The 21607-nt window shown below is 35.5% G+C and carries 18 protein-coding genes, 1 tRNA gene and 1 other annotated feature; of the genes, 13 read left to right on the top strand and 6 right to left on the bottom strand.

The genetic code is table 11. The annotated features are described in order from the left end of the window. Both ACZ2M0_RS08025 and ACZ2M0_RS08020 read left to right on the top strand, forming a co-directional pair. Positions 1 to 682: tyrosine-protein phosphatase (locus ACZ2M0_RS08025; RefSeq protein WP_490059098.1), on the top strand; the 682-nt coding region annotated here is incomplete at its 5' end. Between the two features lie 229 nt (positions 683 to 911). After that, entirely contained in the window at positions 912 to 1400 is a 489-nt protein-coding gene (locus ACZ2M0_RS08020; RefSeq protein WP_187155031.1) for a cupin domain-containing protein, read from the top strand. A gap of 59 nt (positions 1401 to 1459) precedes the next feature. Here the strand turns inward: ACZ2M0_RS08020 and ACZ2M0_RS08015 are convergent, their stop codons facing one another. Then, on the bottom strand, positions 1460 to 2152 hold the full coding sequence (locus tag ACZ2M0_RS08015; protein ID WP_490059097.1) for a phosphatase PAP2 family protein: 693 nt from the start codon (positions 2150 to 2152) through the stop codon (positions 1460 to 1462). A 26-nt stretch (positions 2153 to 2178) separates the two neighbouring features. After that, positions 2179 to 2369 (top strand) — a binding site (T-box leader). Between the two features lie 39 nt (positions 2370 to 2408). Here ACZ2M0_RS08015 and leuS point away from each other — a divergent pair. Together leuS and ACZ2M0_RS08005 are read left to right on the top strand one after the other, a co-directional pair. After that, entirely contained in the window at positions 2409 to 4823 is a 2415-nt protein-coding gene (gene leuS / locus ACZ2M0_RS08010; protein ID WP_490059096.1) for a leucine--tRNA ligase, read from the top strand. 95 nt (positions 4824 to 4918) lie between these two features. Beyond that, positions 4919 to 6562, top strand: a complete 1644-nt coding sequence (locus tag ACZ2M0_RS08005) for a putative polysaccharide biosynthesis protein (protein WP_490059095.1) — start codon at positions 4919 to 4921, stop codon at positions 6560 to 6562. Positions 6563 to 6794: 232 nt separating this feature from the next. Here ACZ2M0_RS08005 and ACZ2M0_RS08000 read toward each other — a convergent pair whose 3' ends face one another. The 3 genes from ACZ2M0_RS08000 to ACZ2M0_RS07990 form a co-directional block, all read right to left on the bottom strand. After that, positions 6795 to 7898: a pyridoxal phosphate-dependent aminotransferase gene (locus ACZ2M0_RS08000; RefSeq protein WP_490059094.1), complete on the bottom strand. Its 1104-nt coding sequence runs from the start codon at positions 7896 to 7898 to the stop codon at positions 6795 to 6797. Between the two features lie 157 nt (positions 7899 to 8055). Further along, entirely contained in the window at positions 8056 to 8280 is a 225-nt protein-coding gene (locus ACZ2M0_RS07995) for a PspC domain-containing protein (RefSeq protein ID WP_045928355.1), read from the bottom strand. A gap of 407 nt (positions 8281 to 8687) precedes the next feature. Next, positions 8688 to 8771 (bottom strand) — tRNA-Leu (locus ACZ2M0_RS07990). A gap of 101 nt (positions 8772 to 8872) precedes the next feature. Here ACZ2M0_RS07990 and ACZ2M0_RS07985 point away from each other — a divergent pair. The 5 genes from ACZ2M0_RS07985 (at position 8873) to fba (ending at position 14639) form a co-directional block, all read left to right on the top strand. Beyond that, the gene (locus ACZ2M0_RS07985; RefSeq protein WP_490059093.1) at positions 8873 to 10153 is read left to right on the top strand and encodes a serine hydrolase; all 1281 of its coding nucleotides are present in this window, start codon (positions 8873 to 8875) and stop codon (positions 10151 to 10153) included. A gap of 1 nt (position 10154) precedes the next feature. Continuing rightward, positions 10155 to 10997, top strand: a complete 843-nt coding sequence (locus ACZ2M0_RS07980; RefSeq protein WP_490059092.1) for an NAD(P)H-hydrate dehydratase — start codon at positions 10155 to 10157, stop codon at positions 10995 to 10997. 41 nt (positions 10998 to 11038) lie between these two features. Further along, on the top strand, positions 11039 to 11686 hold the full coding sequence (locus ACZ2M0_RS07975) for a L,D-transpeptidase (RefSeq protein ID WP_490059091.1): 648 nt from the start codon (positions 11039 to 11041) through the stop codon (positions 11684 to 11686). 255 nt (positions 11687 to 11941) lie between these two features. Continuing rightward, positions 11942 to 13627, top strand: coding sequence for an arginine--tRNA ligase (gene argS / locus ACZ2M0_RS07970; RefSeq protein WP_490059090.1), 1686 nt, complete (start codon positions 11942 to 11944; stop codon positions 13625 to 13627). A 97-nt stretch (positions 13628 to 13724) separates the two neighbouring features. Beyond that, a complete protein-coding gene (gene fba / locus ACZ2M0_RS07965; protein WP_490059089.1) occupies positions 13725 to 14639 on the top strand; it encodes a class II fructose-1,6-bisphosphate aldolase in 915 nt (304 codons plus the stop codon). Between the two features lie 54 nt (positions 14640 to 14693). Here the strand turns inward: fba and ACZ2M0_RS07960 are convergent, their stop codons facing one another. Next, positions 14694 to 15263 (bottom strand): histidine phosphatase family protein, encoded by a 570-nt coding sequence (locus ACZ2M0_RS07960; RefSeq protein ID WP_490059088.1) that lies wholly within the window; start codon positions 15261 to 15263, stop codon positions 14694 to 14696. Positions 15264 to 15384: 121 nt separating this feature from the next. Here ACZ2M0_RS07960 and ACZ2M0_RS07955 point away from each other — a divergent pair, with 121 nt between their 5' ends. Next, positions 15385 to 16248: an aldo/keto reductase gene (locus tag ACZ2M0_RS07955; protein ID WP_490059087.1), complete on the top strand. Its 864-nt coding sequence runs from the start codon at positions 15385 to 15387 to the stop codon at positions 16246 to 16248. Positions 16249 to 16512: 264 nt separating this feature from the next. After that, entirely contained in the window at positions 16513 to 17244 is a 732-nt protein-coding gene (locus tag ACZ2M0_RS07950) for an alpha/beta hydrolase family protein (protein ID WP_490059086.1), read from the top strand. 76 nt (positions 17245 to 17320) lie between these two features. On the opposite strand, the gene ACZ2M0_RS07945 is transcribed toward ACZ2M0_RS07950, so the two are convergent. After that, a complete protein-coding gene (locus tag ACZ2M0_RS07945) occupies positions 17321 to 18688 on the bottom strand; it encodes a serine hydrolase domain-containing protein (protein WP_490059085.1) in 1368 nt (455 codons plus the stop codon). Positions 18689 to 18870: 182 nt separating this feature from the next. Here ACZ2M0_RS07945 and ACZ2M0_RS07940 point away from each other — a divergent pair, with 182 nt between their 5' ends. Together ACZ2M0_RS07940 and ACZ2M0_RS07935 are read left to right on the top strand one after the other, a co-directional pair. Next, positions 18871 to 20637 (top strand): oligopeptide ABC transporter substrate-binding protein, encoded by a 1767-nt coding sequence (locus ACZ2M0_RS07940; protein WP_490059084.1) that lies wholly within the window; start codon positions 18871 to 18873, stop codon positions 20635 to 20637. A 19-nt stretch (positions 20638 to 20656) separates the two neighbouring features. After that, positions 20657 to 21571, top strand: a complete 915-nt coding sequence (locus ACZ2M0_RS07935; protein ID WP_198212181.1) for a proline-specific peptidase family protein — start codon at positions 20657 to 20659, stop codon at positions 21569 to 21571. The last annotated feature ends 36 nt before the right edge of the window (positions 21572 to 21607 follow it).

Here is a 21607-nt window from a genome sequence, read left to right as displayed (position 1 = left end):
AGTAGTTGAATATTTAGTCATGAAAAAAGTGCTCCTAATAGTCAGATTAATGTCTAACTATTATGGAGCACTTCAAATTAAGAGGGTTTTTGATTTTAGGGGTGAGGAAGAAAGAAAACAATTTCCAGATTATTTGTGGTCCGGATTAGATTACGTTGTAATTGATGTGTTAAAAGATGCGCAAGTTAATCAAGCCAGTGTTGATGAAATTGTTTCCGGTAATAATCAGGCTGAAGAAGATATGCTTACCACCTATGAAGAACTGGCTTTACAAAAATCTGCTCAAAATGGCTATCACCAATTTTTAATGGCGCTCATAGATGATCCTGTTCCGACAGCATTTCATTGCTTTGCGGGTAAAGATCACACAGGAGTGGCAGCAGCTTTAATTTTGAAAAGCCTGGGAGTAAGTGACGATCAAATCTTTGCCGATTATCTAAAAACTATTGAAGCGCGCAAGCAGGAAAATCAGGAAATTTTGGACTACCTAAGAGACCAATTAACAAGTTCACAATTGAAAGATGTTGCTGTTGCTTTAACAGTTCAAAAGTCATATTTGGAACGGTATTTTTCTGCCATTAAACAAAATTTTGGCGATTTTGATAATTATTTGATTAAAGGACTGGATTTGCCGAGTGATTTTAAGAGCAAAATGAGGCAAATTTATTTAGTTCAAAATTAACTAAATAAAAAATGATATGTTTCTTGAATTCTGGAATCATATCATTTTTAGTTTTTGACTTCCTTCACAACTGATTTTGAATAATAGTGTCATACCAATATAAGGTATGTGCAATATTAGTTTTGGTAGATGTTGTTTGCCTACAAAAAATTCAGCTGACAATAGAGACAAAGTGAGCTAAATTTATATTAAAGGAATTTAATTATTCAAAATTTATTAAGGAGAAAAAATGCAAAGAAACGACTATATCAAAAGTTTAAATCTTGAACCTCACCAAGAAGGCGGCTGGTTTAGACAAGTTTATACTAGTGACGAAGAATTTTATGATAAGGATAGCAAAGGAAATCGTTTTTATTACACTTCCATTTACTTTTTGCTTGATGATACCAGCTGTTCTCACTTTCACCGACTGAACCATGATGAAATGTGGTATTACCACGATGGAGAAACAATTACTATTCATTGTATTTTTCCAGATGGTAAATATACTGCTGTTAAGTTAGGCAAAAATGTTTCGGCTGGAGAATGTATGCAATTCAAAGTTCCCAAACACACCATTTTTGCATCAGAAGTTACTAAACCAAATAGTTTTTGTTTAGTAAGTTGTGTTGTTTCACCAGGATTTGATTACCATGACTTTGAGATGCTTAAAAAGGCAGATTTATTAAAACAGTACCCTGCATATAAAAGCATCATTGAACGACTAGCACTAGATTAGAGTAATTTTGACATAAAAAAGGATTCAAGCTTATTTTCAAAGCAATGAATCTTTTTTACTTAATAAATATTTTTTTGTGCTCTTTGATTTTCTAAATAATAGTGGTATAAGAAAGAATAACCAATCAAAAGAAATGCAATTCCTTCTAAAAAACCACCAACCACATCAGAAGGGTAGTGAACGTGGTTGAAAATCCTTGTATAACCAATTAGTATTGGAAAACAGGCCCAAATGATGCATAATACAGTTTTTATAGCTTTATTTTTAATTAATAAAATTGTTAAAACAATCAAAATCCCAAATAATGTGGCACTGCCAACTGAATGTCCTGATGGAAAACTATAACCGTGAGCTGCCACAAGGTGTTGGGTAAGCGGTCTGTGACGAGCTATTGCGTGTTTGATGATCCAGTTGTATCCGTTAGCCGCAATCATTGTTCCAGCAGTAAAAAATGCATAAGCAAATTTTCTGCAAAACGCCAAAACAATTACCAAGATGATCGTTTCGAGCATAATTACGTTAGTATTACCTAAATTAGTAAATGTAGTTGCAAACTTGATTGTGGCAGGATTGTTATTGCAAATAATATTTATGACAGTTTGATCAAATTTTTGGATAAACTGGTTTTCGGAAGCAACTAAAATTGCCCACGCTGCATAAGCAATCAAAAAGATTGTAGCAGGTACTATTGTGTCTCTTTTTGTCTGAATTGTTTTGTTCAAAAACTTTCTCCCCTTGTTTTTTTTATTCATTGTGGTAAATTATAATCATTATTGGTCAAAAAATAAAGATCAGGAACTAGTAGCAATTTTGTTTTTCTATAGAGAAGAGTCGGAAGGTGCAAGACTTGAAAAATAGGTTGTGAACTGAGCCTGGAACAAATCTAACGTTTGCTATCCGCGTTAAGGGGCATGAGTGTCGCACTTTTGGTGCGGAACTTAGGTGGTACCGCGATTATTCGTCCTATGAAAAAATATTTCATAGGACTTTTTTTATGAGGTAAAAAATATGTACAATCACAAAGTTGTCGAAAAAAAATGGCAGGATTACTGGGAAAAAAATCAAACATTTAAAACCGGTAATGACCCGAAAAAGAAAAATTATTATGTTTTAGATATGTTTCCTTTTCCATCCGGTAAAGGACTGCATGTAGGACACCCAGAAGGTTACACAGCAACCGATATTGTCGCACGAATGAAGCGCAGTCAAGGCTATAACGTCCTTCACCCAATGGGTTGGGATGCTTTTGGTCTTCCTACTGAACAATATGCTCTTCAAACGGGACAAGATCCGGCTGTTGTTACTACTGAAAATATTGCTAATTTTAAAAGACAGCTCAATACTCTAGGATTCTCATACGACTGGAACAGAGAATTGGCAACTTGTGATCCAAAATATTACAAGTGGACGCAATGGACTTTTGAGCAAATGTATAAAAATGGCTTGGCTTATGAAGCAGAAGCACCGGTTAACTGGTCACCCGATTTAGGTACAGTTGTTGCTAACGAAGATATTGTTGATGGTAAGACTGAACGTGGTGGTTACCCAATATATCGTCGTAACATGAAGCAATGGATGTTAAGAATTACCAAATATGCTGACCGTCTTCTTGCAGGCCTAGATAATCTTGACTGGCCAGAAAACATTAAGGAAATGCAACGTAACTGGATTGGTCGTTCAGTAGGTGCCCAAATTACTTTTAAGGTCAAAAATTCTAATGAAACATTTGATGTCTTTAGTACACGTCCGGACACATTATTTGGCGCAACTTATGCTGTGTTAGCTCCTGAAAACAAATTAGTCAAAAAAATTATGACTGATGGTCATAAAGATGAAGTCAATGCCTATATTAAACAAATTGAATCTAAGTCCGACCTTGAAAGAACAGATTTAAATAAAACTAAGACTGGCGTTTTTACTGGTGCATATGCAATTAATCCTGTGAATAATAAAGAAATTCCTATCTGGATTGCTGACTATGTACTTGGCAGTTATGGTACTGGTGCGGTCATGGCAGTTCCTGCCCACGATACACGTGATTATGAGTTCGCTCGGAAATTCAATTTGCCTATTAAGGCTGTTATTAAAGGTGGAGATATTGCTCAGGAAGCATTTACCGGTGATGGTCCACACATTGAATCAGAGTTTCTAAACGGCCTTAATATTGCAGATGCTAAAGAGAAAATTGTTGCCTGGCTTACTGAACACCATGCTGGAGAAAAAAAGGTCAATTACAAATTACGCGACTGGGAATTTAGTCGTCAGCGCTATTGGGGCGAGCCAATTCCAGTAATTCATTGGGAAGATGGGGAAACTACTTTAGTTCCTGAAGATGAATTGCCACTGGTTTTACCACACGCAACCGATATTAAGCCGTCAGGCACACCAGAAAGCCCCTTAGTAAACTTAAAAGACTGGGTTAATGTAGTTGATAAAAATGGCCGTAAGGGTAAACGTGAAACTAATACTATGCCTAACTGGGCGGGTTCTTCATGGTACTTCCTGCGCTTTGTTGATCCGCGCAATGATAATAAATTAGCCGATTACGAATTGCTCAAGAAGTGGATGCCGGTTGATCTTTATATCGGTGGTGCAGAGCATGCTGTACGACACCTGCTTTATGCTAGATTTTGGAATATGGTTTTATATGATTTGGGAGTTGTTCCAAATGAAGAGCCATTCCAAAGATTATTCAATCAGGGATTAATTCTGAAAGACCATGATAAAATGTCTAAGTCAAAAGGCAATGTAGTTAACCCGGATGACGTGATCGATGAGTATGGTGCAGACAGTCTGAGAATGTACGAAATGTTCATGGGACCTCTTGATGCTTCTATTGACTGGGATGATAATGGTCCCGCTTCAACCAAGAAGTTCTTGGATAGGGTTTGGCGCTTATTTGTCAACGATTTAGATCTTAAAGCTATTCCTCAAGAAAATATCGTGGAGGACAACGATGGTACTTTAGAAAAAGTTTATAATGAAACTGTTAAAAAGGTAACGGAAGATTTTGATGATTTACACTTTAATACCGCGATTTCTCAATTAATGGTCTTTGTTAATGCCGCACAGAAAGCTAAAACTATTCCAAGGAAATATGCGGAAGGTTTTATCACGCTTTTAGCGCCGATTGCTCCACACATGATGGAAGAAATCTGGCAGATATTTGGTCATAATGAATCTGTGACCTTTGCCAAATGGCCAACCTATGATCCGGCTAAATTAGTTGAGTCAACAGTTGAAATTATGGTACAGGTTAATGGCAAACTACGCGGAAATTTCACAGCAGCTGTTGATTTAGATAAAGCTGAAATTCAAAAGCAAGCCCTGGCTTTACTTCACGTACAAAAATTTTTAAAAGGCAAAGATATTAAGAAGGTCATCGTCGTGCCAAATAAGATTGTTAATATTGTAGCCAAATAAAGTTAATTTTTCCTAAAGTGCAAAGTATATTTGTTGTTAATTGCCTTTTTTCATTCACAATAATATAGTTAGAAAACTAGATTTAGGGAATATTAATGAGAGAAAATAATTTAACTGAACAAAATACACAAAATACCTTCATTAAGGGCAGTGCGTGGATGACCTTTGGCTCTATTACGTCACGTATTTTAGGGGCACTCTATATTATTCCATGGTTTTATTGGATGTCACCTTACGGTAATATTGCCAATGCATTAACTGCTAGAAGTTATAATATCTATAGTATTTTTATTTTAATATCTACGGCAGGAATTCCGGGTGCTGTTGCTAAGCAGGTAGCCAAATACAATGCACTTAATGAATATGGTGTAGGACGTAAGCTTTTTTATCGTGGTCTGATTTTGATGGTAATTTTGGGTATCATATCAGCTGCAATAATGTACTTTGCTTCGCCTTTTCTGGCATCTAATGGTTCGCAGATTGATCCCAGACAGGTAAAAGTCATGCGTAGTCTGTCATACGCTATCTTGATTATTCCTGTGTTAAGCATCATGCGGGGATATTTCCAGGGCTATGAAGATATGATGCCATCGGCCATGTCTCAGTTTGTGGAACAGCTGGCGCGGGTTATTTGGATGTTATTAACTGCTTATGTAATTATGCAGGTGCAACATGGCAACTTTGTTGATGCTGTTGTGCAGTCAAATTTAGCTGCTGCAATCGGAGCAATTTTCGGAATTGCCGTTCTAGCCTGGTTTTTGCTTTCGCGACGTGAGAAGCTTAATGAATTAGTTGAAAACTCTAATAATGAAATCCAAGTTTCAACCTCTGCTCTTTTTGCAGAAATTATTGCTCAGGCAATTCCGTTTATTATTATTGATGCTGGTATCCAGCTTTTTTATCTGGTGGATCAATATTCTTTTCATCCCATGATTGCTAGCTTAATCAATGCATCTAATAATACAATTGAGACTTGGTATGCGTTATTTGCCCTTAATGCCAATAAGTTGATAATGATTATCGTGTCTCTTGCCAGTGCAATGGCAGTGACAACAATTCCTTTGTTGTCTGCAGCACACACGAAGCATGACTTTCACGCGATTTCAAATCAAATAGGCAACACTTTAGATTTATTTCTATTCGTCATGATTCCTGCTTCTTTTGGTATGGCAGCAATTTCTACACCAGTTTATACAATTTTCTATGGTTATGATAAGCTGGGTGCAAATGTATTATATCTATCATCATTTACAGCAATTAGCTTGGGTTTATTCACTGTATTGATGGCGATTTTGCAGGGATTATCAGAAAATGGTCTTGCGATAAAGTATTTAATATTAGGCTTGATTATAAAAATTTTGATGCAATATCCAATGATTTATTTGTTTAAGATTTTTGGACCATTGATTGCAACTAATTTAGGGATGCTTGTCATTATCTTTATGGCTTTAAAACACCTTAAAGTCGGCTATAATTTTAACCAAGATCGAACAAGAAGGCGTTTTATCGGAATTACCGCATTTTCTGTAATCATGTTTTTAATCGTTTTGGCAGTAGAAAAAGGACTTGAGCTTTTCCTGAACCCTGCAAGTAGTTTGCAGTCATTAATCATTGTAGTTATATCCATTTTAGTGGGCTGCGTATTTTACGGATTTGCGGCAATTAAGTCTGATCTGGCACAGAAAATTTTGGGAGATAAAATTATTCCTATCTTAGAAAAATTGCATATTCATGCATAAGTGAAAAGGTAATTTAAAACTTGGTACCGTAGTAAAAACGGTATCAAGTTTTTTCTTTGGGCTAAATATATTTGGAACAATTTTATTAATGAACTTATAATAGCTTTTAGCTTTTAAAAGTTAAATAAAAAACTCTTCGCTAATTGAACTAAAACGCTATAAGCAAAGAGTTTATTAATTTAAACTGAAATATAATATTTAATTTATTGACTTAATCTTTTTAAGAATGCAATTATTTATAATTCAAAGTATAGTCTACACAGTCAATAATCTTATGCATACCTTCAAATAAAGCATTTTTTTCGGTAGATAAGGAAATTCTAAAGTATCTATCGGAATACTCCAAATCACTACCCTTGGCAACAATTACATGAAAGTGGTCTTCTAAGAGTTTATAGTACAAATCAACATCTTTGATTTCATCAGGAATTTTAATAAATATATATAAGCCTCCCAGATACTTTGAGGAAGCAAAATATTTACTTGTAGAAAGAAAATTAGTTAGTTTTTTACCTCTTTGTCCAATCTCTTCAATATGATGGGTATATTTCTCTGGTTCTTTTAAAATTATTTCACCAATGAATTGACTAATAGTTGGGGCACTGAAAGTGATTCCTTCATTATAATAACCATCCCGCTCAATAATATCGGCTGGTGCAATCACATAGCCTAGACGTATTCCGGGGATAGCAAAAGTCTTAGAAAAACTGCTGACTAATATTTGATGAGAAATGTCAGTTGAGATTGGTTGATACTTGTAGGTGCTCGGATAGTCGCTATAAACATGATCATCAACTACAAAAATATTGTTTTCCTCACAAAGTTTGTTCAAGAAGTTACGGTCTGTTTTTGATATAGTGGCACCAGTAGGATTATTAGGATAGTTAATGATAATAGCTTTGGTATTTTGAGTTACTGCGTTTTTGATCTGGTCTTTCGGTAATGCAAAATCTGGAGCCTCTGATTCGACAATCACTGGCTTTGCTCCTACTCCTGCAATTAAATTTAAATACGAAGGGAAGAAGGGAGCAATAACTATAATTTCATCACTTTGAGATTTGATGATTGACTTTAAGGATAAAAATGCACCATGTAAGCATGACACTGTGATTTGGATGTTATCTACATCAATATCTTTTATGCCATATTTTTCTTTGTAATATGTCACAATTTCTTTTCTGAGTTTTGGCAGACCCATACCTGGAGTGTATCCGTTGCCTTCTTTTTCAACTCGTTTTACAAGTTTGTCAATTATTTTTTTGTTTATTCCAGAACGAAAATCCCCAATAGATAAGTCAATGTAATCTGATGGGAGTATATTAACGTCTAAGCTCATAATATATTAACCTTTCTTTAAGTAAATTGTTGTATAAATCATATTATTTAATTCAAAAAAGGTCAAATTGCATAAAAATAAATTCAGGTCTAATTTTTCATGTAATCGCACTAGAATTAAACTTGAATTTTTGAGTAAGACAAATAAATTTAAAAATTTAGTACTTATGAAATTCCCCGTCAGGAGTGTCATTACCGTGATCCTTTTCAGGCATAACAATTGCAGCAATAATATATAAAAGCAATCCTGTAAAGAATGAAAACAATATTAAGGCTCCGCCTCCAATTCTGGTCCACGCTTTATCCCAGCCAAAGTATTCTGCGACTCCGCCAAAGACACCGGAGACAATCTTATCCTCAGATTTTGTTAAACGTTTTTGCATGATAATACCTCCTTTTACTATAATTTTAATACAAAAAAATCATTTAAGTACAATTGAAAACATGTTTTTAAAAATAATATGCAATTAAATATAATTCTTTAGCAAAATTAAGAGGCGTAACAAAATTTCTGCGAGATACTATTGATCCTGTTAATAAGTATAGTAATTTTTAACACTAATATAAGCTATCAACTTTTGCTCAGTTTTAGTTAAATTGGCTGTGGCTGTTAGGAAACCATTGTCACTGTCAATTAGTAAGCTTGAATAATACACTAGAAGTAAGGAAAAATAGCAAAATAATTGAATAAGCGGAATTAAATAAATATTTAGAAAAACATCTATTATTTTAGAGAAAAGAAAAAGAGCTAGATCCATAATGGATCAGCTCTTACTTATTCTTAACGTGATGCCCCGAAAAAGATTCGAACTTTCACTTAGTTACCTAAACAGCGACCTGAACGCTGCGCGTCTGCCAATTCCGCCATCGGGGCTTATTATTTTTAGCACAGTAATAATCATACCAAAAATTTGGTAAAATGTAAGCATAAAACGTAAAATAATCCAAAAAATATCGGGGAAGGGAGACTCATACTTGAAAAAGAAAGCAAAAACCGCCATTCTATTTTTTATCAGCCTTTTATTACTGGTACTGCCAGTTGACGTAAATGCTGCTGCAAAATTGCCTGATAATTATAATCAAGGTAATGTAGCTATCGATGCCAAGGCAGCCATAGCAGTTGATAGTAAGACTGGGCAATTATTGTACGGCAAAAATATTAATCAGCCATTGCCCATAGCTTCAATGACAAAACTGGTAACCGCATATTTAACCCTAAAGGCGATTGATCAGGAAAAAATCAATTGGAATACCAAGGTTACACCTACTCGGCAAATATTTGCCGTTGCCAGTAACAGAGAGTATTCAAACGTTCCCTTGCGTATGAAACACACGTATACGATTAGACAATTGTATCAAGCAACCTTAATTGAATCCGCTAACGGAGCCGCAATGATGTTAGCAGAAGCAATTAGTGGTTCTCAGGTTGCCTTTGTTAAGCAAATGAGACAGCAATTGCAAAAATGGGGTATCAAAGATGCTCGTATTTATACGACTTGCGGCTTGCCCAATAAAAGCGTTGGTAATGATGCTTATCCTGGGGCAGGTAAAAATGATGAAAATATGTTGTCTGCCAAGGATATGGCTATTGTAGGGCAGAAATTAATACAGGATTATCCCGAAGTACTTAAGACGACTAGAATTGCTAAGATGGACTTTATTGACCAAAATATGGCAACGCCAATGAGCAATTTTAACTGGATGCTAAAAGGGATGCCGCAATACCATAAAAATCTAAAAATCGATGGTTTGAAAACAGGAACAACTGACGCCGCAGGTGCTTGTTTTATTGCGACTGCACCTCATCGTGGTGGGCGAATCATTACTGTAATCATGGGCGCAAAACATGTTACTAACACTGATCCAGCCCGTTTTATTCAAACAGCTAAACTGCTCAACTATGTTTATCAAAAATACGAGCCCCTAGTTTTTCAGCGTAATGAAATAATTATTGGTCACACTAATATGGCAGTTCACAATGGACAAGCCAGGCAGATAAATATTGGTATTAAAAATAAAACACTAATCTGGAAACCACGAAATGGTTCTAAATTTCGGGTAGGTTTAACATCCAAAATCGTTGAAGCTCCGGTAGAAAAAGGGCAAAAAATTAACTCTTATTACTTCAAGATTGGCAAAAACAAAATTATTTCATTGCAAAGTCCTGATGGTCTAATGTTGTCCGCCCAGGCTTTAGAATCAACCAATCGAGTAAACATTTTTGTAAGGTTTTGGCGCTGGTTATTTGGAGGCTAATATGGCAGAAATTACAGAAGATATTTTGACCAAAGTAATTAAAAAAAGGCCAAGTAATTCTCACAAAGGCAATTACGGCAGGATCTTATTAATAGGTGGCAGTGAAAACTATGGTGGTGCAATTATCATGGCAGCCGAGGCTGCACTTAATAGTGGTGCTGGACTAATTTCTGTGGCTACCCATGCAGTAAACCTGGATGCACTGCATGCGCGTAATCCTGAGGTCATGTTTATTGACTGGCGTGACCGGAATTTGGTAAATTTAATGAAAAAAATGGATGTTATTGTTTGTGGACCAGGTTTGGGCTCCGGCACTTTTGCCCTGCAATTAATGTCAACGATATGTCAAAATATTTCTCAAAATCAAATATTAATTTTGGACGCAAGTGCTTTGGACATGATTAGTCAGGATGCAAAATTAATTCCAACTCAGGTCGGTTTAGTGGTCATAACACCACATCAGATGGAATGGCAAAGGTTGAGTCAAATTAGAATTTCATATCAGACTGACAGTGCGAATTTAGATGCTTTAAAAAAGATTTTTCCTACCCAAAATGCTATTTTGGTTTTAAAATCAAATCACACTCATGTTTATACCAAATCTAATCAGATTTTTGTAAATCCAATAGGCAATCCCGGTATGGCTACAGGTGGAATGGGAGATACATTGGCTGGTATAATAGGAGGCTTTACAGCTCAATTTGGTGATAGTTTAGATTCTGTTCTGGCTGCAGTTTTTATTCATTCTTTGGCAGGCGATAAAATTGCTGAAAATAATTATGTAGTGCGACCGACTGAAATAAGTGCAATGTTGCCTCAGCTAATGAGGCAATATGCTAATTAGATATTTTACGTTAAAAATTTGGTTGGGAGAAAGGTTATAACATGAAGAAAAGTCTTTTAAAAGTTCTTACTGCTTTTTGTGTTCTATTAATATGTGCTATTAGTCTGGCACGAATTTCAATGCCGTCTCAGCCAGAAACTAAAAACTCAACTAAGGAAGAAAAGAAAACAGTCGTTATTAAAACTGCAGCATCTTATCGACCGTACCGAGATCCTAAAGATTTACGTTCTCCCTTTAATTGGCAAAAGCCCAGTGAGACAAAGCCCTATCCTAAAATTAAGCATCTTGAAAATGACTTAACAATTAGAGTTTCCCTCAAGGGTAACCGAATTTACATCTTGCGGGGTAACAAACGAGTGTATACTATGCTGGCAAGTGCTGGTTTGTTTAAAAAAGGCAAGTCACTAACACCAACAGGAAATTATAAAATTAAAAATAGCCGTGGAGACTCTTTTTATAATCCTGAATTAAACGAGGGTGCTAATAACTGGACTAGTTGGGACAAAGAAAATGTTTATCTTTTTCATTCGGTTCCTACAAAAAGTAATGGCAAATACAACATTAAAGAGGCTGAAAAGTTAGGTGTTAAGCCTGCCTCTCATGGCTGTATCAGATTAAGCGTACCTGATTCACGCTGGTTGGCTGAAAATATTCCAGTAGGTACCAAAGTAATTATCAAAAATAACTAAAAAATTTGGCTAAGCTTTCATTTCCTGTTATAATCTTTTAGTGATAGTGGTTAGGAGTAGTATGCATTTTTCTAGAAAAGCGAGCTTGAGTTGGTGAAAGTCAAGCTGGAAAAATGACTGAAGGCGTGTCTAACTAATAATTTAGCAAATTTAATAAGCGGATACTTTGTATCAAATAGAGTGGTACCGCGGGTTATAACTCGTCTCTTCTTCAAATAATGAGGAAGAGACTTTTTTTGGCATTTAGGAGGAAAAATGGATTTTAAAGATAAGGTAGTTGACTTAATCGCTAGTCAGGTTGACCTTCCCAAAGATCAAATCAATTCATTAATTGAAAGACCAAAAAATGAAACAATGGGTGACTATGCTTTTCCAGCCTTTGCATTGGCAAAAGTGCTGCATCAAAATCCGGTAGTTATTGCGCAAAATATTGCAGACGAACTAAAAAGCGGTGATTTTGCTGCAATTAAAGCTGTTGGCCCCTATGTTAATTTTTCTATCAATCACGGCAAGCTAATTTCTCAAACTCTTGCAGAAATTTTGCAACAAAAAGAGCATTATGGTGACCAAAAATTGGGAGAGGGAAATGTGCCGATTGATATGTCCAGTCCCAACATTGCAAAACCAATGTCAATGGGTCATTTAAGGTCAACTGTAATTGGCAATTCAATTGCCAAGACACTGCAAAAAGTTGGTTACACACCAATTAAAATCAACTATTTGGGTGATTATGGCACGCAATTTGGTAAATTAATAGCGGCCTACAAGCACTGGGGCGTTGAAGAAGACGTTAAAAAAGACCCCATCATGAATTTATTTAAATATTACGTCAAGTTTCACAAAGAAGCTGAAAAGCATCCAGAACTTGATGATGAGGGACGTGCATGGTTTAAAAAACTAGAAGACGGTGATCCGGAAGCAGTTAAATTATGGCAATGGTTCCGTGATGTATCTTTAGCTGATTTCAACCGTATTTACAAAGAATTAGGAGTTACTTTTGATTCTTATAAAGGTGAAGCTTTCTTTAACGATAAAATGCAACCCGTAATTGATGAACTAAAAGAGAAGGGACTTTTACATGAATCTCGCGGTGCACAAGTGGTTGACATGGGTGAAGATAAAAATCCAGCTTTGATTGTTAAATCTGATGGTACGAGTATCTACTTAACACGTGATTTGGCAGCTGCAATTTATCGTATGAAAACTTATCATTTTGTCAAAATGCTTTACGTAGTCGGTAATGAGCAGGCTCAGCACTTTGTGGAATTAAAAACTGTTTTGAAAAAAATGGGTTATGATTGGGCTGACGAAATTTATCATGTTCCTTTTGGCTTGATTACTCAAAATGGTAAAAAGCTTTCTACTAGAAAAGGGAACGTGGTTTTCCTTGATCAGGTTTTACAGGATGCTGTTAACTTGGCACAAAAGCAAATTGAGCAAAAGAATCCTGATTTGGCCAATAAAGACCAAGTTGCTCATGACGTTGGTGTTGGTGCAGTTATTTTTCATGATTTAAAAAATGAAAGAACCGAAAACTTTGACTTTGACCTTGATGAAGTTGTTCGGTTTGAAGGCGATACTGGTCCATATGTGCAGTATACAAATGCTCGTGCCCAAAGCGTTATACGCAAGGCAGCTGCTCAAGGCTATGAACCACAACTCTCAGATATAAATATTGATGATGATTGGGCTTTTAATGTTGCCAAATCTCTGGCTGATTTTCCGCGCATTATTGCTCGCAGCAGTGAAAATTTTGAACCGTCAGTAATCGCTAAGTATGCCCTTGATTTAGCTAAAAAATTTAACAAATATTATGCTAACGTCAAAATCTTAGTAGATGATGATCAAATTAATGCTCGATTAGCTTTAGTTCAAGCAACCTCAATTGTTTTAACCGAGGCTTTGCGCCTATTGGGCGTAAATGCCCCTAAAGAAATGTAAAAATTTTAAATAATAACGTTTACATCAAATAAAAGATTGTTCAATGTTTAATTAATACGATACAATATGACTGTAAGTTTAATAGGAGGTATATTTAATGGCATATTTAGATAATGGTAATCAAATCTTTAAGGATGCTCGTAAAAACCATTATGCAGTAGGTGCTTATAACACTAACAACTTGGAATGGACACGTGCAATTTTGCAAGCGGCTGAGGAAACAAGAACCCCAGTTTTAATTCAGGTGTCAATGGGTGCTGCTAAGTACATGGGTGGCTATAAAGTTGCTAAAGACTTAGTTGAAGACGAAATTGATGCAATGGACATCTCTGTTCCAGTTGTATTGAACTTAGATCATGGTAGCTTTGAGGCTGCTAAAGAATGTATTGCTCTTGGTTATTCATCAGTTATGTTTGATGGTCATGCTTTACCAACTGAAGAGAACTTAGCTCAAACCAAGGAAATCGTTAAGTTGGCGCATGAACGTGGCATTTCAGTTGAGGCTGAAATTGGTAAAATTGGTGAAAATCAAGGTGCTGACGGCGGTGAGCTTGCATCTGTCGAAGACGCAAAGACATTCGTAGCCGCAGGTGTTGACAAACTTGCTTGTGGTATTGGTAATATCCATGGTGTTTACCCAGAAGGCTGGAAAGGCTTAAACTTTGATCGTTTGAAGGAAATCGCAGATGCAGTTTCTGTTCCATTAGTATTGCATGGTGGTTCAGGTATTCCTGAAGACCAAGTTAAGAAGGCTATTTATCTTGGAATTTCTAAAGTTAACATTAACACTGAATTCCAATTAGCTTTCCAAGCTGCTACTCGTAAGTACTTTGAAGCTCACAAAGACGAAGATAAGGACAACAAGGGTTATGACCCTCGTAAGCTTCTTCTTCCAGGTACAGAAGCAATTACAGCTTCAATGAAGGAAATGATCACTTGGCTTGGTACTCCATCAATTGATGACAAGATTAAGTCAGCTGGTTTTGACAAGAGTTCATTGAACTTGGAATAATTTAATAATTATAATATAAGAGAGATCAATCTGAATGATTGATCTCTCTTTGCTTTAACAGCTGGGGTTAAAAATCGACTGCAAACGGAAAACACCATTTTCATAGTCGTATTTTAAGACTGAACAGTTTTTAAAGTGATATTTGCGTTCAAAAGTATTATATTTTTCCCACTTTCTGTAAAAATTTGCAATAGCACCGGCGTGCGATACAATCAGAATATGTTGATAAGGGGATGATTCTGCAATACTGATAATCGTTTTATTGATCCTTGCGACTACCTGTTTTTGGGATTCACCACCAAATTGAACAAAAAAGTCGTTATAAGGTAGTGGCGGATTTAAGTGTTCACCTTCTCCTTCGTATGTACCGAAATTCCACTCGCGTAAATCTTTGTGTGTTTTAAAAGGTAGATCGGTCACTATTTTTAAAGTATCTATTGCCCTTTCAGAAGTTGAACAATGTGCCTCTTCTAATTTGACTTTCTCATGTTCAAAATATTCTTTTTTCGTTTCTTTTGCTCGTTTAATTCCTAAAGAAGCTAGAGGTGAATCACAAAATCCCTGGATCTTATGTTGGACATTAAACAAAGTTTGTCCGTGACGCATTAGATAAACATATTTCATTTTTTACCTTTTTGGATATATATAATTGTAAACAAAAGATTATAAAAATCTAAATGAAATATATTGACTTAAAGTCCAATTTAAGCGTTATACTCAAGAAAAGAAGTATGGAGGGATAAACATGATTTTTGAAGAAACATTTACACTTAATAATGGGGTAAAAATCCCTAAACTAGCATTAGGAACCTGGAAAATCCCAGATAACGAGGTAGCTTCGCCCGTGCAAACTGCCTTAAAAATGGGTTACAGGCATATTGATACTGCTCAGGCATATCATAACGAAAAAGGAGTTGGCCAGGGTATCAAAGATTCAGGTATTAGCCGTGACCGAATCTTTATTAATTCTAAAGTAGAGGCTGAAATCAAAAATTATCAAGAAGCTAAAAAGTCAATTGATGAAACCCTCACTCGTATGGATCTTGACTATTTAGATATGATGATTATTCACAATCCTCAACCTTGGAAGGAAGTTAACCAGTCAGATGATCGTCATTTTGAAGGAAATATAGAGACTTGGCGAGCATTAACAGATGCTATGAAAGAAGGAAAATTACGCGCAATTGGTGTTTCCAGTTTTCAGCCGAAGGATTTGCAGAATTTATTTGACAACAGTGATGTTAAACCAATGGTAAATCAAATTTTGTGTCATATTGGAGCAACACCAAAAAAGTTGATTAGTTTTTGTCAAGAACATGACATCGTTGTGGAGTCATTTTCGCCAGTTGCTCACGGTGAGGCTCTGACGAATAATACTATTAAGAGTATGGCAGAAAAATATCAAGTTTCAGTTGCACAACTTTGTATTCGTTACGATTGGCAACTTAATACCGTAGTTTTACCTAAGTCTGTCAATCCAGAACATATGAAACAAAATTCAGAATTGAATTTTGAAATAAGTGATGTAGACATGAAAACTTTGGAGAATATTCATAATTTTGATTATGGCACTTCGAGTCATTTTCCAGTATTTGGTGGAAAAAGATAAATTATATGAGGGTATAGATCCTTGGCGAGCAGATAAAATCTAAGTATTAATCATTATAGAGGGACTACAACATTGGAATTTTGTTTCAAAAGTTTGTAGACCTTTTTTATGTGTAGTCGCAAAGCCATATATTATTTTGATATTTACCTGGAAAATAGCAGTATAATATATCTTATATTATTAAATTAAAAAGTTATATTTAAGGAGATAATTGCAGTGCGTGAAGAGTTAAGGTTTTTGAATTGCATCGATCATGAGGTGCCAATGCAAATTGATATTCCGGATGAAAATAGTAAATTTCCCGCTGTATTGATGATTCATGGTTTCATGTCTTCCAGAAATAATGATAATCATATGCTGGCCAGAATTAGCAAAAGAATTGTTGAAGCCGGAATTGTTGCAGCAAGAATTGACTTGTGCAGCATGGGAGAGAACCTTTATTCAAGAGAAAATTATGGCATGAAAGTGATGACTGATGAGGTTAAAGCAAGTTTTAAATATTTGCAGTCTTTACCTTATGTTGAAGAAAATAGCGTTGGACTTTTAGGTCATAGCCTTGGTGGTCGTTTAGCATTTACTTGTTCGACATTACCTGCAAAAATCATAGTTTCTCTAAATGGTGCTATCAATACATCAGAGCCTCTTGAAATGGCATATGATAAATTTCAAATGGATAATTTAGGTTACTGCATTGTTCATACCGGTAGCGGCGGTGTTGAACTGGTTTACCGCAGATTCTTTGATGAGTTGAAGACAACTTTGAATGATAACATTAAAAACTTTAAAAATCCTATTTTAGTTGAAGTTTGTACCAGCGATCCTACTTTGGATCCGAATATCAGTCTCAATTTTATTAAAAACTGTCACATGGATAATGTGGATTCATTCACTGTTGAAAATGCAAATCATACTTACAATGTTGAAACTGGTGATTTTACCAAACTTAATGAAGTTATTAGTAAAGTCGTCCCATGGATTAATTCACATATCAAATAAAAAACCAGCTTAATTAAAGCTGGTTTATAAGTACTATTTTGAGCTTAGCTTTAATCATAAAAGCTAAGTTTTTTAATTATAACTTTGTGAAAGTAGTTGGTTCTTTAAGTGCGCGCTCTGTCCAAAGCAAAACTTGATTTTGATGAATTTCAATTGGTAAAAGCTCATGCTGATACAGTCTTTCTTCCACATACATTTTACCTTTTTCATTAACAATAACAGGATAATCCCACTTGCCAATTGTAACTGTTAAATTACCATCTTTCTCATTTAATGTAATTAGGCCATAACCGGGGTTTTGGTAGTCACCTAAAAGGTTATCCTTAGCCACAACATTTTGGGGTGAATTTCCTTTTAGTTCAGCAATATTAGCTTCTCGTGTTGCTGCTTTTTGATCAACAATCTGTTTTATTTTGCTTGTCCAATCAGTTTCTGAAATGCCCATAGCTTCATCAATGGTCTGGTAGGCTAAAGCAAAAATTGCATCTGTTGAATCCATGTTTGTGGTTGAAACAAAAGCTAGATCAAGATCTGGTACAAAGCCCATGAAAGAGCAGTAGCCAATGTATGAACCACTATGGTAGAAGTATTTGTGTCCGCGGTAATCTTCCATCATCATGCCTAAACCATAAGCACCAAAATTAGCGCCACCGTAGGCGCGACTTGGAGGCATGATAGATTGAGGCAAAAAGTGTTCAGCCATGGCATTACCGTTATTTTCTTTTTGCAATTTTAGTTGATATTCGGCCCAAGTTAGCAAATCCGAAATACTTGCGAGCATACTGCTGGCCCCCCCAACCTTACCTGGTGCAATAAAAGGAACCTCTTTCGTAATTCCATTATCTCTAATATATGGTTTGACTATATTTTCTCTTGGTGCTTCATGGTGGTTAATATAAGTATTTTTTAAATCAAGTGGTTCTAGCAAGTGCTGCCGTTCATAAGCACCATAATCTGCACCAATTGCTTGTTCAAAAGCATAAGTGGCTAATGCAAAAACTAGGTTGCTGTATTGCATTTTATAACGCAGTTCATGGTTAGGCTTTAAATAACCCACGTGTTCAGCTTTTTCTTTTAAAGAAAGGTCATGCTTATTCATATTTGTGAAGCGCATCAGATCATGAGCAGGTAAGCCACTTTGATGACTAAGTGCATCCCTCCATGTTAAATGGTCTTCGGCATACTTATCTTCAAGCTTAAGCTCAGGCCAGTACTTTTTCAAAGGATCATCTAAATCTATTTTACCTGCATCAGCTAATTGACAAACAGCCGTAGCAAAAAACGTTTTGGAAATTGATGCTAAAGGATAAAGATTATTTTGTTCAGCTTGACCATATACATGACTAAAGCTTTCTGCTTTGTGATAAACACCAATTCCTAAACTAGGTAAATTAAAAGTATCAATAGCTTTTTGAGCTAAATCGGCAATTTTTTGCTTGTTCATATTCACTTTCTAACTCTTTCTATAATTATTTTTCCATACTAAAATTATACAGAAGCATTTGCTATTTTACACTAAATAAAAATCTTTTTAAATGCTCCTTTAAAATATATGATGATACAATTTGACATAAATGACAAATTTATTAATAATATGAGTAAAACATAATGAAATGAGTGATTTTTATGAAAAAAAGAAGTAAGCTTGCTTCTGCTGGTATTTTGACTCTAGTCGCTCTTACACTGGCAGCTTGTAATAAAAGTGCTAACAATAGTGATGACACTAAGACAGTGAAAAAATTTCCTGTTGAAGCTCCTAAAAAGAATGTTAAAGATGGTGGAACTGTGAAAGTTGCAGTTGTTACAGATACACCTTTTTCAGGTATTTTTTCACAAGAACTTTCCTCTGAAGATGTAGACTCAATGGTTGCAGCTCCCGGTCAAGAGACTTTATTCGATAGTGATGATCAATATGGTGTCACTGACAAAGGCCCGGCTACACGTAAATTAGACCCTAAGAAAAAGACAATCACAATCAATATTAAAAAGGGCGTCAAATGGTCTGATGGTAAACAGGTAGTAGCTAAAGATTTTGAATATGCGTATGAGATTTTAGCTAACAAAGATACAGCTTGTCCGCGATATAGCAGCCAGTTTGAAGTCTTAAAGGGCTTAAAAGAATATCACGAAGGTAAAGCAAAAACTATTTCTGGTATTGAAATGCCTGACGGGGAAAATGGCCGTAAAATTGTTTTACACTGCTCAGCTTTAAATCCAAGTATGTCAAATGCAGGAAGTCGTTCGCTTTGGGAAGCAGTTGAACCTTATCATTATTTAAAAGATATTCCTTTTGCTAAATTAAAGTCTTCAGATAGGATCAGGAAGAATCCCTTATTTTTCGGACCGTTTAAGATTGAAAAACTAGTTAGAGGGCAATCTGCAACCTGGGTACCGAACAAATATTACTGGAGAGGGAAACCAAAATTAGATAAAGTTGTTATTTCAGTGGTATCTCCTAATTCTGCTTCTCAAGCAATTAAAAGTCATAAATTTGATATTATTCCTGTAATTAATACCCAGTGGCCACAAGTTAAAAATACCAAAAACGTGAACTTCATTGCCCAAATCCCAATTGCTTATCATTATTTAGGCTTTAAAGTAGGAAAATGGGATGCTGAAAAGAGCAAGAATGTCATGAATCCTAAAGCCAAGATGAATAATAAGGCTTTAAGGCAGGCAATAGGTTATGCCATGAATGTTGATGCGGTTAATAAGCGTTATACATATGGTTTAACATTTAGGGTAAAAACTTTGGTTCCCGAAAAGTTTGGTGACTACTTTGATAAAACTGAGAAAGGATATAATTACGACTTAAAAAAGGCAAATCAAATTCTGGATAAAGCGGGTTACAAGAAAAAAGGAAAGTGGCGCGTTCAGCCGAATGGCAAACCTTTGGTAATTCATTTTGCAGCTATGAGTGGAGATACTACTCAGGAGCCAATAGTTCAAAACTACTTGCAACAATGGCATAAAGTTGGACTTAATGTACAATTGTCCACGGGCCGTTTAATTGAACACAATTCTTTCTATGATAAATTACAACATGATAATAAAGGCGTCGACATGTATCTGGCTGGTTGGTCAACACCTACTGAACCTTCTCCACATCCATATTATAGTGAATCAGCACCTTTTAACATGACAAGATTTGTAACTGAAAAAAATAATAAGCTTTTAGATGAAATAAATTCTCAAAAGGCTTTTAATCATGACTATCGGGTTAAAAAATTTCATGAATGGCAAAGATATATGAATGACGAAGCTTATATTATTCCAGTTGATAATTCCTATCAGATCTTTGCAGTTAATGACAAGATTTCCGGCTATTCGCTTAAGCCGTCAAAACAAAACAATAATCATCCTTTGTGGAATGAAGTAGGTTTTACTAAATAGAAAGAAGCTGTAAATTTTAATGAGAACTGGAACAAAAATTATAACTTTAGATAATGGCTATCATTTGTGGACAAGTACCCAAGGTGAAGGCGATATTCATTTATTGGCACTTCATGGAGGTCCAGGAGGAAATCATGAATATTGGGAAGATGCTGCTGACCAATTAGCAAAGCAGGGACTACATGTTCAAGTTACTATGTATGATCAATTAGGCTCGCTTTATTCAGATCAACCGGATTATGATGATCCTGAAATTGCAGCCAAATACTTAACTTATGAATACTTCCTTGATGAAGTGGATGAAGTTCGTGCCAAACTTGGTCTTGATAATTGCTACTTGATTGGACAAAGTTGGGGTGGCCTGCTTGCACAAGAATATGCAGTGAAATATGGTCAACACCTAAAAGGGACTATTATTTCTTCCATGGTTGATGATACTGATGACTATATTGAGTCAATTAACCGTCGTAGACAAGAAATTTTCCCGCAATCAGAAATTGACTTTATGCGTGAATGTGAAGAAAACAATGACTATGACAATAAACGCTACCAAGAGGATATTCAAATATTAAATATTAACTTTCTTGATCGGCGACAGCCATGCAAGCTATATCATATTAAGCGTATTGGTGGTTTGCCTGTTTACCATGCCTTTCAAGGTGATAATGAATTTGTAGTAACAGGTAAATTAAAAGATTGGCATTTTAGAAAGTACTTAAAGCAAATAAAAATGCCGACTCTTTTGACTTTTGGTGAAGAAGATACTATGCCTTTAGAGACTGCAAAGATTATGCAACGAGAAATTCCTAATTCACGCTTAGTTACTACACCGAATGCAGGACATCATCACATGGTCGATAATCCTGATGTTTATTATAAGCATGTAGCAGATTTTATTCGTGAAGTAGAAGCTGGTACTTTCGTAGGTGATTAAATTATCAGAAAACTTAGTAAATAGGTTTTGTTTAAT

This window comes from Lactobacillus sp. VURO6/B1 (VP7) (genome assembly GCF_058139575.1).
This window is presented reverse-complemented; position numbering and strand designations above follow the sequence as displayed.

Bases quoted from the DNA above. Each gene is read 5' to 3' on its own strand.
- ACZ2M0_RS08020 (WP_187155031.1), top strand. From the start codon at position 912: ATGCAAAGAAACGACTATATCAAAAGTTTAAATCTTGAACCTCACCAA.
- ACZ2M0_RS08015 (WP_490059097.1), bottom strand. From the start codon at position 2,152: ATGAATAAAAAAAACAAGGGGAGAAAGTTTTTGAACAAAACAATTCAG.
- leuS (WP_490059096.1), top strand. From the start codon at position 2,409: ATGTACAATCACAAAGTTGTCGAAAAAAAATGGCAGGATTACTGGGAA.
- ACZ2M0_RS08005 (WP_490059095.1), top strand. From the start codon at position 4,919: ATGAGAGAAAATAATTTAACTGAACAAAATACACAAAATACCTTCATT.
- ACZ2M0_RS08000 (WP_490059094.1), bottom strand. From the start codon at position 7,898: ATGAGCTTAGACGTTAATATACTCCCATCAGATTACATTGACTTATCT.
- ACZ2M0_RS07995 (WP_045928355.1), bottom strand. From the start codon at position 8,280: ATGCAAAAACGTTTAACAAAATCTGAGGATAAGATTGTCTCCGGTGTC.
- ACZ2M0_RS07980 (WP_490059092.1), top strand. From the start codon at position 10,155: ATGGCAGAAATTACAGAAGATATTTTGACCAAAGTAATTAAAAAAAGG.
- ACZ2M0_RS07975 (WP_490059091.1), top strand. From the start codon at position 11,039: ATGAAGAAAAGTCTTTTAAAAGTTCTTACTGCTTTTTGTGTTCTATTA.
- argS (WP_490059090.1), top strand. From the start codon at position 11,942: ATGGATTTTAAAGATAAGGTAGTTGACTTAATCGCTAGTCAGGTTGAC.
- fba (WP_490059089.1), top strand. From the start codon at position 13,725: ATGGCATATTTAGATAATGGTAATCAAATCTTTAAGGATGCTCGTAAA.
- ACZ2M0_RS07960 (WP_490059088.1), bottom strand. From the start codon at position 15,263: ATGAAATATGTTTATCTAATGCGTCACGGACAAACTTTGTTTAATGTC.
- ACZ2M0_RS07955 (WP_490059087.1), top strand. From the start codon at position 15,385: ATGATTTTTGAAGAAACATTTACACTTAATAATGGGGTAAAAATCCCT.
- ACZ2M0_RS07950 (WP_490059086.1), top strand. From the start codon at position 16,513: ATGCAAATTGATATTCCGGATGAAAATAGTAAATTTCCCGCTGTATTG.
- ACZ2M0_RS07945 (WP_490059085.1), bottom strand. From the start codon at position 18,688: ATGAACAAGCAAAAAATTGCCGATTTAGCTCAAAAAGCTATTGATACT.
- ACZ2M0_RS07940 (WP_490059084.1), top strand. From the start codon at position 18,871: ATGAAAAAAAGAAGTAAGCTTGCTTCTGCTGGTATTTTGACTCTAGTC.
- ACZ2M0_RS07935 (WP_198212181.1), top strand. From the start codon at position 20,657: ATGAGAACTGGAACAAAAATTATAACTTTAGATAATGGCTATCATTTG.